Genomic DNA, 14,643 nt, shown 5'->3' on the forward strand with positions numbered 1-14,643 from the left:
GAGTTCCCCGGATTAAATGAGTCCGTCCTCATGCTAACGCGATTCCGCTCAAAAAACAGCTACGAAAAGGGGGATAGAAAGGGGAATCGAGATTCCCCTTTTGACAATCGATGGTAGGCCGGATAAGGCCTGAGCCGGCAAACGTAAACGAACTGCCTGATGGCGCTTCGCTTATCAGGCCTACAGGAGCAGGCCTGAGGTACATGTTAGATATCGATATTCGCCGCTTTCAGGGCGTTCTCTTCGATAAACGCGCGACGCGGTTCAACGGCATCACCCATCAGCGTGGTGAACAGCTGGTCGGCAGCAATCGCATCCTTCACGGTAACGCGCAGCATACGACGGCTTTCCGGATCCATGGTGGTTTCCCACAGCTGTTCCGGGTTCATCTCGCCCAGACCTTTATAACGCTGGATAGCGAGGCCGCGACGTGACTCTTTCTGCAGCCATTCCAGCGCCTGCTCGAAGCTGGCAACCGGCTGGCGACGCTCGCCACGTTCGATAAACGCATCGTCCTCGATCAGTCCACGCAGCTTCTCGCCGAGCGTACAAATACGACGATATTCGCCACCGGTCACAAATTCATGCTCCAGCGGATAATCGGTATCAACGCCGTGGGTACGCACGCGGATCACCGGCTCGAACAGGTTCAGTTCAGCGTCTTTACGCACAAAGCTGTTCCAGGTGCTGCCGTGAACTTCGTTTTCATTCAGCACGTTAACCAGCTGGGACACCCAGGCAGTGACTTTCGCTTCATCAGCCAGATCGGCTTCAGCCAGCGTCGGCTGATAAACCAGTTCTTTCAGCAGCGCTTTCGGGAAACGACGTTCCATACGGCCAATCATTTTCTGCGTCGCGTTGTATTCAGAAACCAGTTTTTCTAACGCTTCACCCGCCAGGGCTGGTGCGCTGGCGTTGGTGTGCAGCGTGGCGCCATCAAGGGCGATAGAGATCTGGTACTGATCCATCGCTTCATCGTCTTTGATGTACTGTTCCTGCTTGCCTTTCTTCACTTTGTACAGCGGCGGCTGTGCAATGTAAACGTGGCCGCGCTCAACGATTTCCGGCATCTGACGATAGAAGAAGGTCAACAGCAGCGTACGGATGTGCGAGCCGTCGACGTCCGCATCGGTCATGATGATGATGCTGTGATAACGCAGTTTGTCCGGGTTGTACTCGTCGCGACCGATGCCGCAGCCCAGCGCGGTGATCAGCGTCGCCACTTCCTGAGAAGAGAGCATCTTGTCGAAACGCGCCTTCTCAACGTTAAGAATTTTACCCTTGAGCGGCAGAATCGCCTGGTTCTTACGGTTACGTCCCTGCTTCGCAGAGCCGCCCGCTGAGTCCCCTTCCACCAGGTACAGTTCAGAGTGAGCCGGGTCGCGTTCCTGACAGTCCGCCAGTTTGCCCGGCAGACCCGCTAAGTCCAGCGCGCCTTTACGACGGGTCATTTCACGCGCGCGACGTGCAGCTTCACGAGCACGCGCAGCATCAATGATTTTGCCGACGACGATTTTCGCGTCAGACGGGTTTTCCAGCAGGTATTCGCTCAGCAGTTCGTTCATCTGCTGTTCTACCGCCGATTTCACCTCAGAAGAGACCAGCTTGTCTTTGGTCTGAGAGGAGAATTTCGGATCCGGCACCTTCACGGAAACAACGGCAATCAGGCCTTCACGGGCATCGTCACCGGTGGCACTGACTTTGGCTTTTTTGCTGTAGCCTTCTTTGTCCATGTAGGCGTTCAGGGTACGGGTCATCGCCGCACGGAAGCCTGCAAGGTGAGTACCGCCGTCACGCTGCGGAATGTTGTTGGTGAAGCAGTAGATGTTTTCCTGGAAACCATCGTTCCACTGCAGCGCAACTTCGACGCCGATACCGTCTTTTTCGGTGGAGAAGTAGAAGATATTCGGGTGGATCGGCGTTTTGTTTTTGTTGAGGTATTCAACAAACGCCTTGATGCCACCTTCGTAGTGGAAATGGTCTTCTTTGCCGTCGCGCTTGTCGCGCAGACGAATAGAGACGCCGGAGTTCAGGAATGACAGCTCACGCAGACGCTTCGCCAGAATGTCGTATTCGAACTCAACGACGTTGGTAAAGGTTTCGTGGCTTGGCCAGAAACGGACCTGAGTACCCGTCAATTCTGTTTCGCCGGTTACCGCCAGCGGCGCCTGCGGCACACCATGCACGTAAGTTTGCTGATGCACTTTGCCTTCACGACGAATCACCAGCTCCAGTTTCTGCGACAGGGCGTTAACGACGGAAACACCTACGCCGTGCAGACCACCGGAAACTTTATAGGAGTTATCATCAAATTTACCGCCTGCGTGCAAAACGGTCATGATAACTTCAGCTGCCGAAACGCCCTCTTCCGGGTGAATACCGGTTGGGATACCACGGCCATCATCGGTAACGGACACGGAGTTGTCAGCGTGAATCGTTACCACGATATCTTTACAGTGACCCGCGAGCGCTTCGTCGATAGCGTTATCTACCACCTCGAATACCATGTGGTGCAGACCGGTGCCGTCATCCGTGTCGCCGATATACATACCCGGGCGCTTACGCACCGCATCCAGTCCTTTCAGGACTTTGATACTGGAGGAGTCATAAGAATTCGACATCAACGTTTCTCGCTCATTTTATCTTGGGTTAATCCGTTATTTTACCCTTTTCCACGGTAAACATCTTCGAATTTTCATCGGACATGTCTATAACGTGTTCAGCGCTAATTGCGCTGACAAAGACCTGAGATTGCGTGGCTTTTAAGCGGCTGGCCAGCAGCCCGCGACGCGCATCATCCAGTTCAGAGGCAAAATCATCTATCAGGTACAGGCAGCGCCGTCCGCTTTCGCGGGTCAGGAACTCCCCTTGCGCCAGACGTAAGGCGCACATCAGCAGCTTGAGCTGCCCACGCGACAATGTATCTTCCACCGGCGCACCGTCAGCGCGAATGCGGAAATCCGCCTTATGCGGACCGTGCGCGGTGTAGGTCAACATGCGATCGCGTTCAAAACTACGTTCCAGCACTTCGGCGTAATCTGTCTCTTTCTCCCAGCCGCGCTGGAAAGAGAAGGAGAGAGAAAACTCGGGAAGAAACTGCTGGCAGGTATCCGCCATATCCTGCGCGATACCAGCGCTGTACTCCGCGCGCCAGGTGCTGATTTGTTCCGCCAGTGGGATCAGTTCTTTATCCCACGGGCGCAGTTGCTCATAACGACTCACCTGGCGCAGCGCTGCATTGCGCTGCTTGAGCAGTCGCTTCAGGTTGCTCCAGGCGGTGAAAAATCCGGCTTCATTGTGAAAGCATCCCCAGTCAAGGAATGCTCTTCTGTATTTGGGGCCGCCATTGAGTAAAGTAAACCCCTCAGGCGTGATCAACTGCATCGGCATCAGGTGCGCCAGTTCCGCGACCTTGTGCCCGTCAGTGCCGTCAATGCGCACTTTGCTGTCACCCAGTTTGTCTTTCGTCAGGCCAATCGACGTCTCACGTTCTTCACCCTGCAAACGCCCGTGTAAAACAAACGACTCCTGCTCGTGGCGAATCACGCGGCCAATCTGCAAACTGCGAAACGCCCGACCATGGCCGAGCGTATAGATGGCTTCCAGCACACTGGTTTTGCCGCTGCCGTTAGCGCCAACCAGAAAGTTAAAGCCGGGAGATAAAGCGAGATCCGCATTTTCAATATTGCGGAAATCTTTAATCAGGAGTCGGGATAGCGACATATCAACTCATAACCAGGGCGTTATCGTCGCAGTTAGTCTGGTTACGGCCAGCGCACAGCAACCGGAGCGTACTGAAGTACGTGAGGATTGCGAGCACTGCCCGGAGCCAGAATAACAAGTAAGATAGCCCGATATTCTTTACAAGCGCATAGGCATGACGACATAGGCTGCAGATTGTGACGCTGCATCTTCAATCTGTACGCTCGATACGGAATCGGTCAGCAGAATACGTACGTTCTCGCACTTCAGCGCGTTCAGAACGTCAAGCACGTAGCTAACGTTAAAGCCGATTTCCAGTTCAGTACCAGGATAGGAAACATCCAGAATTTCTTCTGCTTCTTCCTGCTCCGGGTTGTTGGCAGTGATTTTGAGCTGGTTTTCGCTGACATACAGACGCACGCCACGGAATTTCTCGTTGGAGAGAATCGCCGCACGCGCAAACGCCTGTTTGAGGATATCGCAACCGGCTTCCAGATGTTTGTCCGGATTCTTCGGCAATACGCGGCGATAATCCGGGAAACGACCGTCAACCAGCTTGGAAGTAAAGATGAAGTCACCAACGTGCGCACGAATATTGTTGCTGCCAATCTGCACGCGCAGCGGGTTATCGCCGCCGTCGAGCATACGCATCAGTTCAATCACACCTTTACGCGGTACGATCACCGAATGGCTAGGCAACGGCTGACCGACAGGCATTGAACAGACCGCCAGGCGGTGACCGTCGGTCGCCACGGTACGCAACTCTTCCCCTTCGGTTTCAAACAGCATGCCGTTTAAGTAGTAACGCACGTCCTGATGCGCCATCGAAAACTGCGTGGCTTCAATCAGGCGCTTCATTGTCGCCTGTGGCAGGGTGAATTCGACTTCGCTCTGCCAGTCGTCCAGATTCGGGAAGTCGGCGGCAGGCAGCGTAGACAGCGAGAAACGGCTGCGGCCAGAACGCACCAGCATACGGTCGCCTTCCAGTTGAACGGCAATTTCCGCCCCTTCTGGTAATCCACGGCAAATATCGAAGAATTTACGCGCCGGAACGGTGGTCGCACCAGGTTCATGAGGCTGGATCAGCGCCACGCGCGCCACCATCTCCATTTCGAGATCGGTACCGGTAAGCGAAAGGGTGCCGTCAGCAACCTGCAGCAGCAGGTTTCCGAGGATCGGCAGTGTAGGACGTCCACCCAGCGGGCCGCTGACCTGCTGAAGCGGTTTTAATAAATGTTCACGTTCAACGGTAAATTTCATAGCGTCACGAAGATAATGTTCTGATTAAATTGGAGAAATCTTCTTTAATATCATGGCTTTCTTCACGCAACTGCTCAATCTTGCGGCAGGCATGAAGCACGGTAGTATGGTCACGCCCACCAAACGCGTCGCCAATTTCCGGCAGACTGTGGTTAGTGAGCTCTTTTGCCAGCGCCATCGCCATCTGGCGCGGACGAGCTACCGAGCGAGATCGACGCTTAGAAAGCAGATCCGCAATTTTGATTTTGTAATACTCCGCCACCGTCTTCTGGATATTGTCGATGGTGACCAGCTTTTCCTGCAAAGCCAGCAGATCGCGCAGCGCTTCACGCACGAAATCGATAGTAATCGCCCGGCCGGTAAAATTGGCGTTGGCGATCACGCGGTTCAGTGCGCCTTCCAGCTCACGTACGTTAGAGCGTAGACGCTTGGCAATAAAGAACGCTACTTCACCCGGCAGACGAATGTCGTTTTCGTCGGCTTTTTTCATCAGGATCGCAACACGCGTTTCCAGTTCAGGCGGTTCAATCGCGACAGTCAGTCCCCAGCCAAAACGGGATTTCAGACGATCTTCAACGCCGTTGATCTCCTTCGGATAGCGATCCGAGGTCAGGATGATCTGCTGATTGCCTTCCAGCAGGGCGTTAAAGGTGTGGAAAAACTCTTCCTGCGATCGCTCTTTATTCGCGAAGAATTGGATATCGTCAATCAGCAGCGCGTCAACGGAACGGTAGTAGCGTTTAAACTCTTCGATCGCGTTGTTTTGCAGGGCTTTGACCATGTCCTGCACAAAACGCTCGGAGTGCATATACACCACTTTGGCGTTTGGCTTACGCGCCATAATACCGTTACCGACAGCGTGCAGCAGGTGGGTTTTACCCAGACCCGTACCGCCATAAAGGAATAACGGATTGTAGGCGCCGCCAGGATTGTCCGCCACCTGACGTGCCGCCGCGCGCGCCAGTTGGTTAGATTTACCTTCAACGAAGTTATCAAACGTGTGTTTGACGTTGACGTTAGAACGATAGGTAGGTTCTGCCGGAGCCGGGACGTTATCCCAGCCTGGACGCGCCGCCGGAGCAGCACGTTGTGGTTGCACTTGCTGAGTCACGTGGGCGGGCGCAACAACGTTGTTGACCGGCGTTTTCAGCGTTTGCGTGACGGGTTTAGTACCGACTTCAAAGCGCAGCTGTGGGGCATCCGCTCCACAGAAATTATTGAGTAATCCATTAATATTATTAAGGTATTTATCCCTTACCCAATCGAGCACGAAACGGTTTGGCGCGTACAAAGCCAGCGTGTTATCGCTCAGTTCCGCCTGCAACGGGCGTATCCACATACTGAACTCTGTGGCTGGTAACTCATCCTGCAATCGGGCAAGACACTGCTGCCAAAGCGAAAGTGACACGGCGGACTCCACTCGAACAAAAGTCGATAAATGACAAAGGCTGAAACATTCATGATTGTTGACGCACACCGACAAGACCCTATGCAAAGGGTGACGTGCGAATTGCTATCTGCAATTTTTACCCGATCAGGATCCATTGAAACGATCAGGACCGCGGATCATAGCGTAAACTGAGAAAGAGATCTTCTGTTTCTCACAGATTCTTCCCGATTTATCCACAGGATGATCCAGAATCGGCTAAGTGTAAACGATCCTGGAGAAGTGCTGCAGGTTTTAGCGCGCATATTGAAAAAATTAATGAGTAAAGATGCTTTACTGCTTAAACGATCTAATAAAGATCCCGAGCGATCCTTGCGCTTTATCCACCAGCCCGTATAATTCTTACCCCCAGCGAGTAACGGTCGCCTTACGGCGTCAACGCTGCCTGTTTTTTACGCGAAACCATGCGGAAAAAAGCGGGAAATAAGGAAAGAGAATTGACTCCGGAGTGTACAATTATTACAATCCGGCCTCTTTAATCACCCACACTGTGGCGTAAGTCGTTCGAAATTCGTTCGGGTATACGCAAAAGTCAGTGAATTTATTCAAGTTTAGGTAGAAATCGCCATGAAACGCACTTTTCAACCGTCTGTACTGAAGCGCAACCGTTCTCACGGCTTCCGTGCTCGTATGGCTAATAAAAATGGTCGTCAGGTTCTGGCACGTCGTCGTGCTAAAGGCCGTTCTCGTCTGACCGTTTCTAAGTAATAAAAGCTAGCCCCTGAGTGGTTAAGCTCGCATTTCCCAGGGAGTTACGTTTGTTAACTCCCACTCATTTCACATTCGTCTTCCAGCAGCCACAACGGGCTGGCACGCCGCAAATCACCATCCTCGGCCGCCTGAATTCGCTGGGGCATCCCCGTATCGGTCTTACAGTCGCCAAGAAAAATGTTAAACGTGCGCATGAACGCAATCGGATTAAACGTCTGACGCGTGAAAGCTTCCGTTTACGTCAGCACGACCTTCCAGCAATGGATTTCGTGGTGGTGGCGAAAAAAGGGGTTGCTGACCTCGATAACCGTGCTCTCTCGGAAGCGTTGGAAAAATTATGGCGTCGCCATTGTCGCCTGGCTCGCGGGTCCTGATAGCCCTTATTCGGGTCTATCAACGCCTGATCAGTCCGCTGCTTGGGCCGCATTGCCGTTTCACTCCAACCTGTTCGAGCTACGGAATTGAGGCATTGCGCAGGTTTGGAGTGATAAAAGGCAGTTGGTTGACGGTGAAACGCGTATTAAAATGCCACCCTTTACACCCTGGTGGTGACGATCCCGTCCCGCCCGGACCATTTGATACCAGAGAACACTAACGATGGATTCGCAACGCAATCTTTTAGTCATCGCTTTGCTGTTCGTGTCTTTCATGATCTGGCAAGCCTGGGAGCAGGATAAAAACCCGCAACCTCAGGCCCAACAGACCACGCAGACAACGACCACCGCAGCGGGTAGCGCCGCAGACCAGGGCGTACCGGCCAGTGGCCAGGGGAAACTGATTACGGTTAAAACTGACGTGCTTGATCTGACCATCAACACCCGTGGTGGTGATGTGGAACAGGCTTCACTGCCAGCTTACCCGAAAGAACTCGGTTCTACCGAACCGTTCCAGTTACTGGAAACCACGCCACAGTTCATCTACCAGGCACAGAGTGGCCTGACAGGTCGTGACGGCCCGGATAACCCGGCTAACGGCCCGCGTCCGCTGTACAACGTCGAAAAAGACGCGTTTGTACTGGCTGACGGTCAGAACGAACTGCAGATCCCGATGACCTATACTGACGCAGCGGGTAACACATTCACTAAAACGTTTGTACTCAAGCGTGGTGAATATGCTGTCAACGTTAACTACAGCGTGCAGAACGCCGGCGAAAAACCGCTGGAAGTCTCCACCTTTGGTCAGCTGAAGCAATCCATCAATCTGCCATCTCATCGCGATACCGGAAGCAGCAACTTTGCGCTGCACACCTTCCGCGGCGCGGCGTACTCCACGCCGGATGAGAAGTATGAGAAATACAAATTCGACACCATTGCTGAAAACGAAAACCTGAACGTCAATGCTAAAGACGGCTGGGTCGCAATGCTGCAACAGTATTTCGCAACGGCATGGGTTCCGCGTAACGACGGCACCAACAACTTCTATACCGCTAACCTGGGTAACGGCATTGCCGCTATCGGCTATAAGTCACAGCCGGTACTGGTACAGCCTGGCCAGACTGGCGCGATGACCAGTACCCTGTGGGTCGGCCCGGAAATTCAGGATAAAATGGCGGCCGTTGCACCGCACCTGGATCTGACCGTGGATTACGGCTGGTTGTGGTTCATTTCTCAGCCGCTGTTTAAACTGCTGAAGTGGATCCATAGCTTCCTGGGTAACTGGGGCTTCTCCATCATCGTTATCACCTTTATCGTTCGTGGCATCATGTACCCGCTGACCAAAGCGCAGTACACCTCCATGGCGAAGATGCGTATGCTGCAGCCGAAGATTCAGGCAATGCGTGAGCGTCTGGGCGATGACAAACAGCGTCAGAGCCAGGAAATGATGGCCCTGTACAAAGCTGAGAAGGTTAACCCGCTGGGCGGCTGCTTCCCGCTGATCATCCAGATGCCAATCTTCCTGGCGTTGTACTACATGCTGATGGGCTCCATTGAACTGCGTCATGCGCCGTTCGCTCTGTGGATCCATGACCTGTCTGCACAGGACCCGTACTACATTCTGCCGATTCTGATGGGCGTGACGATGTTCTTCATTCAGAAGATGTCTCCGACCACCGTAACCGACCCGATGCAGCAGAAGATCATGACCTTTATGCCGGTCATCTTCACCGTGTTCTTCCTGTGGTTCCCGTCAGGTCTGGTGCTGTACTATATCGTCAGCAACCTGGTAACCATTATTCAGCAGCAGCTGATTTACCGTGGTCTGGAGAAGCGTGGCCTGCATAGCCGCGAGAAGAAAAACTCCTGATTCGGTGTAGGCCGGATTAGGCGAAGCCGCCATCCGGCAAACGGAACATAAAGTAAAGGGCGGTCATTAGACCGCCTTTTTTATTGCATTAAGAAGAGACAAACCATGAGCCATAACGACACCATCGTCGCTCAGGCCACCCCACCGGGACGTGGTGGCGTGGGTATCCTGCGTATCTCCGGCCTGAAGGCGCGTGAGGTCGCAGAAACCGTACTGGGGAAACTACCCAAACCGCGTTATGCCGATTATCTGCCGTTTAAAGACGCGGATGGCAGCACGCTGGATCAGGGGATTGCCCTGTGGTTCCCCGGCCCAAACTCCTTTACCGGCGAAGACGTTTTAGAGCTTCAGGGCCACGGAGGTCCGGTGATTCTTGACCTGCTGCTCAAACGTATTCTGACCATTCCCGGGCTGCGCATTGCCAGACCGGGTGAATTCTCCGAACGCGCGTTTCTCAATGATAAGCTCGATTTAGCCCAGGCCGAGGCAATTGCTGACCTGATCGATGCCAGCTCGGAGCAAGCCGCACGTTCGGCGCTGAACTCGTTGCAGGGTGCATTTTCCGCACGGGTAAATCATCTTGTGGAAGCGCTCACTCACCTGCGCATCTATGTGGAAGCGGCGATCGACTTCCCGGATGAAGAAATCGACTTCCTGTCTGACGGCAAGATTGAAGCGCAGCTCAATAGCGTTATCAGCGATCTTGATGCCGTGCGTGCGGAAGCGCGTCAGGGTAGCCTGCTGCGCGAAGGGATGAAGGTGGTGATTGCCGGGCGTCCAAACGCCGGGAAATCGAGCCTGCTGAACGCGCTGGCAGGCCGTGAGGCGGCTATAGTGACCGACATTGCGGGGACAACTCGCGACGTACTGCGTGAGCATATTCATATCGACGGTATGCCGCTGCACATCATCGATACTGCCGGTTTGCGCGATGCCAGCGATGAAGTTGAACGCATTGGTATCGAACGTGCCTGGCAGGAAATCGAACAAGCCGACCGTGTGCTGTTTATGGTGGATGGCACCACCACCGACGCCGTGGACCCAGCTGACATCTGGCCAGACTTTATTGCCCGTCTGCCAGCCAAACTGCCGATTACCGTGGTGCGTAACAAAGCGGATATTACCGGTGAGACGCTGGGCCTTAGCGAAGTAAATGGCCACTCACTGGTTCGTCTCTCCGCACGTACCGGTGAAGGTGTTGACGTACTGCGTAACCATCTCAAACAGAGCATGGGCTTTGAAACCAATATGGAAGGTGGCTTCCTGGCGCGTCGTCGTCACCTGCAGGCACTGGCAGAAGCGGCGGAGCATCTTGAGCAGGGTAAAGCCCAACTTCTCGGCGCTTGGGCCGGAGAATTGCTGGCAGAGGAGCTACGTCTCGCGCAGCAGAACCTCAGTGAGATCACCGGGGAATTTACCTCCGACGATCTGCTGGGACGAATTTTCTCCAGTTTCTGTATTGGTAAGTAACGTTGTGTTGCCCGGTGGCGCGATGCTTGCCGGGCCTACAGGCCCTGTAGGCCGGATAAGGCGTTTACACCGCCATCCGGCAACAACAATTTCCCATGCGGAAATCACTGTTGTCCAAATGGCAACTCGTGCAGTTGACTCTCTGACCGTATGCTTAGCGCCACATTTCTCATGAGGTCGCTATGACACGCTTTCTAATCTGCAGTTTCGCCCTGGTTCTTCTTTATCCTGCCGGTATTGATATGTATCTGGTGGGGCTGCCCCGTATTGCGGCCGATCTACAGGCCAGCGAGGCGCAACTGCATATCGCGTTTTCGGTTTATCTGGCGGGAATGGCGACGGCGATGCTTTTCGCCGGAAAAGTTGCCGACCAGTCAGGACGTAAACCAGTCGCTATTGTCGGTGCACTCATCTTTATTTTCGCCTCTGCGCTGTGTTCATTTGCCGAGAGCGGTACGCCGTTCCTGGTAGGCCGCTTTATTCAGGGTGTGGGCGCCGGCTGCTGCTATGTGGTGGCTTTCGCTATTCTGCGCGATACGCTCGACGATCGTCGCCGGGCGAAGGTACTGTCGTTGTTGAACGGTATTACCTGTATCGTGCCGGTGCTGGCTCCGGTGATGGGGCATCTGATCATGCTCAAATACCCGTGGCAGAGCCTGTTCTACACGATGATGGGAATGGGTGTGGCTGTTTGCCTGCTGTCGGTATTTGTCCTGCGAGAATCGCGCCCAGCAACGTTTATGGCGACGATGGAAAAGAACCACACTACCGAATCACTGGTAAACCGCTTTTTCTTAAGCCGTCTGGCCATTACTACCCTTAGCGTGTCGGTGATCCTGACCTTCGTGAATACGTCTCCGGTGCTGCTGATGGAAGTGATGGGCTTCGACCGCGGCGAGTACGCCACTACCATGGCCATGACCGCTGGCATCAGTATGGCGGTCTCTTTCTCTACGCCATTCGCCCTGAGCGTGTTTAAGCCTCGCGTTATGATGCTGACCTCGCAGGTGCTCTTTCTGTGTGCTGGCGTGGTGTTAACCCTTGCTACTTCACACGCGGTAACGTTGTTCGGGTTAACCTTAATCTGCGCCGGATTCTCGGTCGGTTTCGGTGTTGCGATGAGCCAGGCGCTGGGACCGTTCTCGCTGCGCGCGGGCGTCGCCAGCTCGGCATTAGGTATTGCACAGGTTTGCGGTTCCTCGCTGTGGATTTGGCTGGCGGCTGTTCTTGGCCTTGATGCGCTGAATATGCTGATCGGGATTCTGATTGGCTGTAGCATAGTGAGTATCATGCTGATTATCACTGTTGCACCTAACCGGTCCGCGCCAACTCATGAAGAAATCCCTCAGCAGTCTCGATCTTAATTTATTGCTCTGCCTGCAGTTGTTGATGCAGGAACGCAGCGTCACTAAAACCGCTAAACGGATGAACGTCACTCCGTCGGCGGTCAGTAAGTCGCTGTCGAAGCTGCGGGCCTGGTTTGACGATCCCTTGTTTGTGAACACCCCGCTGGGGCTATCGCCGACGCCGCTGATGGTCAGCATGGAGCAGAGCCTGGCTGAATGGATGCAGATGGGCAATCAGCTGCTCGATAAGCCGCACCATGAATCGCCGCGCGGGCTGAAGTTTGATCTGGTGGCCGAAACGCCGCTGGTGATGATCATGTTCAACGCGCTCTCCCGGCAGATTTACCAGCGCTATCCTCAGGCGACGATCAAAATACGCAACTGGGACTATGATTCGCTGGATGCCATTATTCGCGGTGAAGTGGATATTGGCTTTACCGGACGCGAAAGTCATCCGCGTTCGCGAGAACTGCTGAGTTTGTTGCCATTGTCGATCGACCATGAAGTGCTGTTTTCCGATCTGCCCTGCGTCTGGCTACGTGAAGATCATCCCGCACTGCAGGAAGAGTGGAATCTGGACACCTTTCTGCGTTATCCGCACATCAGCATTAGCTGGGAGCAAAGCGATACCTGGGCGCTGGATGAAGTCCTGCAAGAAATGGGGCGCGCACGCAATATCGCGTTATGTCTGCCTGGTTTTGAGCAATCGCTGTTTATGGCAGCGCAGCCGGATCACGCGCTGATTGCCACCGCACCGGTTTATTGCCAGCGTTATAACCAACTCCACCAGCTTCCACTCGTTGCGCGGCCGATGCCATTTGATACGGCGCAACTGGAAAAAATGCGCGTACCGTTTACTCTTCTTTGGCATAAACGCAACAGCCACAATCCTAAGATCGTCTGGCTAAAAGACACGATCAAGGCGCTTTATCGCGATATATCCTGACGATCCGTCATTTTGGTGTTTCAAAATCGACCATTCTGGCAACAGAAATGTAAATATCGCGTAATGTATCCCATTTCCGCTTACTTTTTGGGCAGCAAAGCCTGCCCGGAAGCCGTGTAAATGTTACTCTGGTGATAATCACGGACCATTAATCACGGAGCGAAAAATGGCGACACATTTTGCCAGAGGGATTCTTACGGAGGGACACCTGGTATCAGCTCGCCTCCCTTCTCCATGCCATATCGAAGCAAGAGATCTGCCCGCTCATCGCCGAACACGCTTCCTGGCCTCCCGAAGTCTTCTCGCCGAACTGATGTTCATGCTTTACGGCACCAGCACGTTGCCTGAGATTGTTACTGAGGCGAAAGGTAAGCCCATTTTTCGCGATAAGAATCTACCGGGATTTTCGATCTCTTATGCCGGGAATATCGTCGGCGTTGTGCTAACGACTGAAGGAACGTGCGGCCTGGATATGGAACTTCAGCGGGCAACCCGCGGGTTTAACAATCCAAATTCAGCGGAAACGTGGCGCTTCTCCAGTAACGAAAACCTGTGGATCAATAATCAAAACGACCCCAATGAAGCGCGCGCGCAGCTCATTACATTGCGCCAGAGCGTACTCAAACTCACCGGCGATGTATGCAATGACGATCCGCGCGAACTCCAGCTTTTACCCGGCGCAGGACGCCTGAAATGTGCCCATGTTGCGCAGATTGAAGCCATTTGCGACGCGGAAGATGTGCTGGTGTGGTCGGTTGCGGTTTCGCCAGCCATTGAAAAACTCAAGGTTTGGGAGTTTGATGGTCAGCAGGACTGGAAAAGTTTGCCTGATATCCAGACTCGCGCCAATGAGCCAACGGGTCGTCTGATCCGGTTCTCTCAATTATGCGCAGCGAAAAGCCATACGCTTTGATTTAACCTTTATGATGAAACAGGAGTCACCATGTCTGAAACATTGAATGTTGTTACGTTACTGGGAAGTCTGCGCAAAGGTTCGTTTAATGGAATGGTTGCCCGTACACTGCCCAAGATTGCTCCCGCAGGAATGGAAGTGAGCGCGTTACCGTCGATTGGTGATATCCCACTGTACGATGCCGATCTCCAGCAGGAAGAAGGTTTTCCGGCCAGCGTAGAAGCACTGGCTGAGCAAATCAGAAAGGCTGACGGTGTCGTCATCGTCACACCTGAATATAACTATTCTGTTCCGGGCGGACTGAAGAACGCCATCGACTGGCTGTCTCGCCTGCCCGATCAGCCATTATCCGGCAAACCGGTGCTGATCCAGACCAGCTCCATGGGTGCCATTGGCGGCGCGCGCTGCCAGTACCATCTGCGTCAAATCCTGGTGTTCCTCGACGCCATGGTAATGAACAAGCCGGAATTTATGGGCGGGGTCATTCAAAACAAGGTGGATCCGCAGACGGGTGAAGTGATTGACCAAAGCACGCTGGACCATCTGACCGGCCAGTTGACCGCATTTGGCGACTACATCCAACGCGTGAAAGCCTAAAAGAAAA

General features: G+C 53.7%; 13 protein-coding genes. 9 read left to right on the forward strand and 4 right to left on the reverse strand.

Features of this window, described 5'->3' with window-relative positions; genetic code table 11:
• Window positions 1–206: 206 nt before the first annotated feature.
• The 4 genes from gyrB to dnaA all read right to left on the reverse strand — a co-directional run bounded on the left by gyrB (window position 207) and on the right by dnaA (window position 6,370).
• Window positions 207–2,621 (reverse strand): DNA topoisomerase (ATP-hydrolyzing) subunit B, encoded by a 2,415-nt coding sequence (gene gyrB, locus WC1_RS01445; protein ID WP_003023868.1) that lies wholly within the window; start codon window positions 2,619–2,621, stop codon window positions 207–209.
• A gap of 28 nt (window positions 2,622–2,649) precedes the next feature.
• A complete protein-coding gene (recF, locus tag WC1_RS01440) occupies window positions 2,650–3,723 on the reverse strand; it encodes a DNA replication/repair protein RecF (RefSeq protein ID WP_003844434.1) in 1,074 nt (357 codons plus the stop codon).
• A gap of 138 nt (window positions 3,724–3,861) precedes the next feature.
• Window positions 3,862–4,962 carry a DNA polymerase III subunit beta gene (gene dnaN / locus WC1_RS01435; RefSeq protein WP_003023863.1) on the reverse strand — a complete coding sequence of 367 codons (1,101 nt, stop codon included), beginning with the start codon at window positions 4,960–4,962 and terminating at the stop codon, window positions 3,862–3,864.
• Window positions 4,963–4,966: 4 nt separating this feature from the next.
• Window positions 4,967–6,370 (reverse strand): chromosomal replication initiator protein DnaA, encoded by a 1,404-nt coding sequence (gene dnaA / locus WC1_RS01430; protein ID WP_003023861.1) that lies wholly within the window; start codon window positions 6,368–6,370, stop codon window positions 4,967–4,969.
• Between the two features lie 606 nt (window positions 6,371–6,976).
• Here dnaA and rpmH point away from each other — a divergent pair.
• The 9 genes from rpmH (at window position 6,977) to WC1_RS01390 (ending at window position 14,636) form a co-directional block, all read left to right on the forward strand.
• The gene (gene rpmH, locus WC1_RS01425) at window positions 6,977–7,117 is read left to right on the forward strand and encodes a 50S ribosomal protein L34 (RefSeq protein ID WP_003023858.1); all 141 of its coding nucleotides are present in this window, start codon (window positions 6,977–6,979) and stop codon (window positions 7,115–7,117) included.
• Between the two features lie 17 nt (window positions 7,118–7,134).
• The gene (rnpA, locus tag WC1_RS01420) at window positions 7,135–7,494 is read left to right on the forward strand and encodes a ribonuclease P protein component (RefSeq protein ID WP_003023848.1); all 360 of its coding nucleotides are present in this window, start codon (window positions 7,135–7,137) and stop codon (window positions 7,492–7,494) included.
• The gene (yidD, locus tag WC1_RS24270; protein ID WP_003023846.1) at window positions 7,458–7,715 is read left to right on the forward strand and encodes a membrane protein insertion efficiency factor YidD; all 258 of its coding nucleotides are present in this window, start codon (window positions 7,458–7,460) and stop codon (window positions 7,713–7,715) included. The genes rnpA and yidD overlap by 37 nt, the downstream gene beginning before the upstream one ends.
• 2 nt (window positions 7,716–7,717) lie before the next feature.
• The gene (gene yidC / locus WC1_RS01415; RefSeq protein WP_003023844.1) at window positions 7,718–9,364 is read left to right on the forward strand and encodes a membrane protein insertase YidC; all 1,647 of its coding nucleotides are present in this window, start codon (window positions 7,718–7,720) and stop codon (window positions 9,362–9,364) included.
• 105 nt (window positions 9,365–9,469) lie between these two features.
• Window positions 9,470–10,834, forward strand: a complete 1,365-nt coding sequence (gene mnmE, locus WC1_RS01410) for a tRNA uridine-5-carboxymethylaminomethyl(34) synthesis GTPase MnmE (RefSeq protein ID WP_003844431.1) — start codon at window positions 9,470–9,472, stop codon at window positions 10,832–10,834.
• 182 nt (window positions 10,835–11,016) lie between these two features.
• Complete coding sequence (locus tag WC1_RS01405) at window positions 11,017–12,198, forward strand: MFS transporter (protein ID WP_003844430.1); 1,182 nt, start codon at window positions 11,017–11,019, stop codon at window positions 12,196–12,198.
• Window positions 12,167–13,126, forward strand: coding sequence for an HTH-type transcriptional regulator YidZ (gene yidZ / locus WC1_RS01400; protein WP_003023837.1), 960 nt, complete (start codon window positions 12,167–12,169; stop codon window positions 13,124–13,126). The genes WC1_RS01405 and yidZ overlap by 32 nt, the downstream gene beginning before the upstream one ends.
• A gap of 166 nt (window positions 13,127–13,292) precedes the next feature.
• Window positions 13,293–14,039: a 4'-phosphopantetheinyl transferase family protein gene (locus WC1_RS01395; RefSeq protein ID WP_003844429.1), complete on the forward strand. Its 747-nt coding sequence runs from the start codon at window positions 13,293–13,295 to the stop codon at window positions 14,037–14,039.
• A gap of 30 nt (window positions 14,040–14,069) precedes the next feature.
• Complete coding sequence (locus WC1_RS01390; RefSeq protein ID WP_003023832.1) at window positions 14,070–14,636, forward strand: NADPH-dependent FMN reductase; 567 nt, start codon at window positions 14,070–14,072, stop codon at window positions 14,634–14,636.
• Window positions 14,637–14,643 lie beyond the last annotated feature (7 nt).

Source organism: Citrobacter sp. KTE30 (assembly GCF_000398825.1).
Lineage (GTDB): Bacteria > Pseudomonadota > Gammaproteobacteria > Enterobacterales > Enterobacteriaceae > Citrobacter > Citrobacter freundii.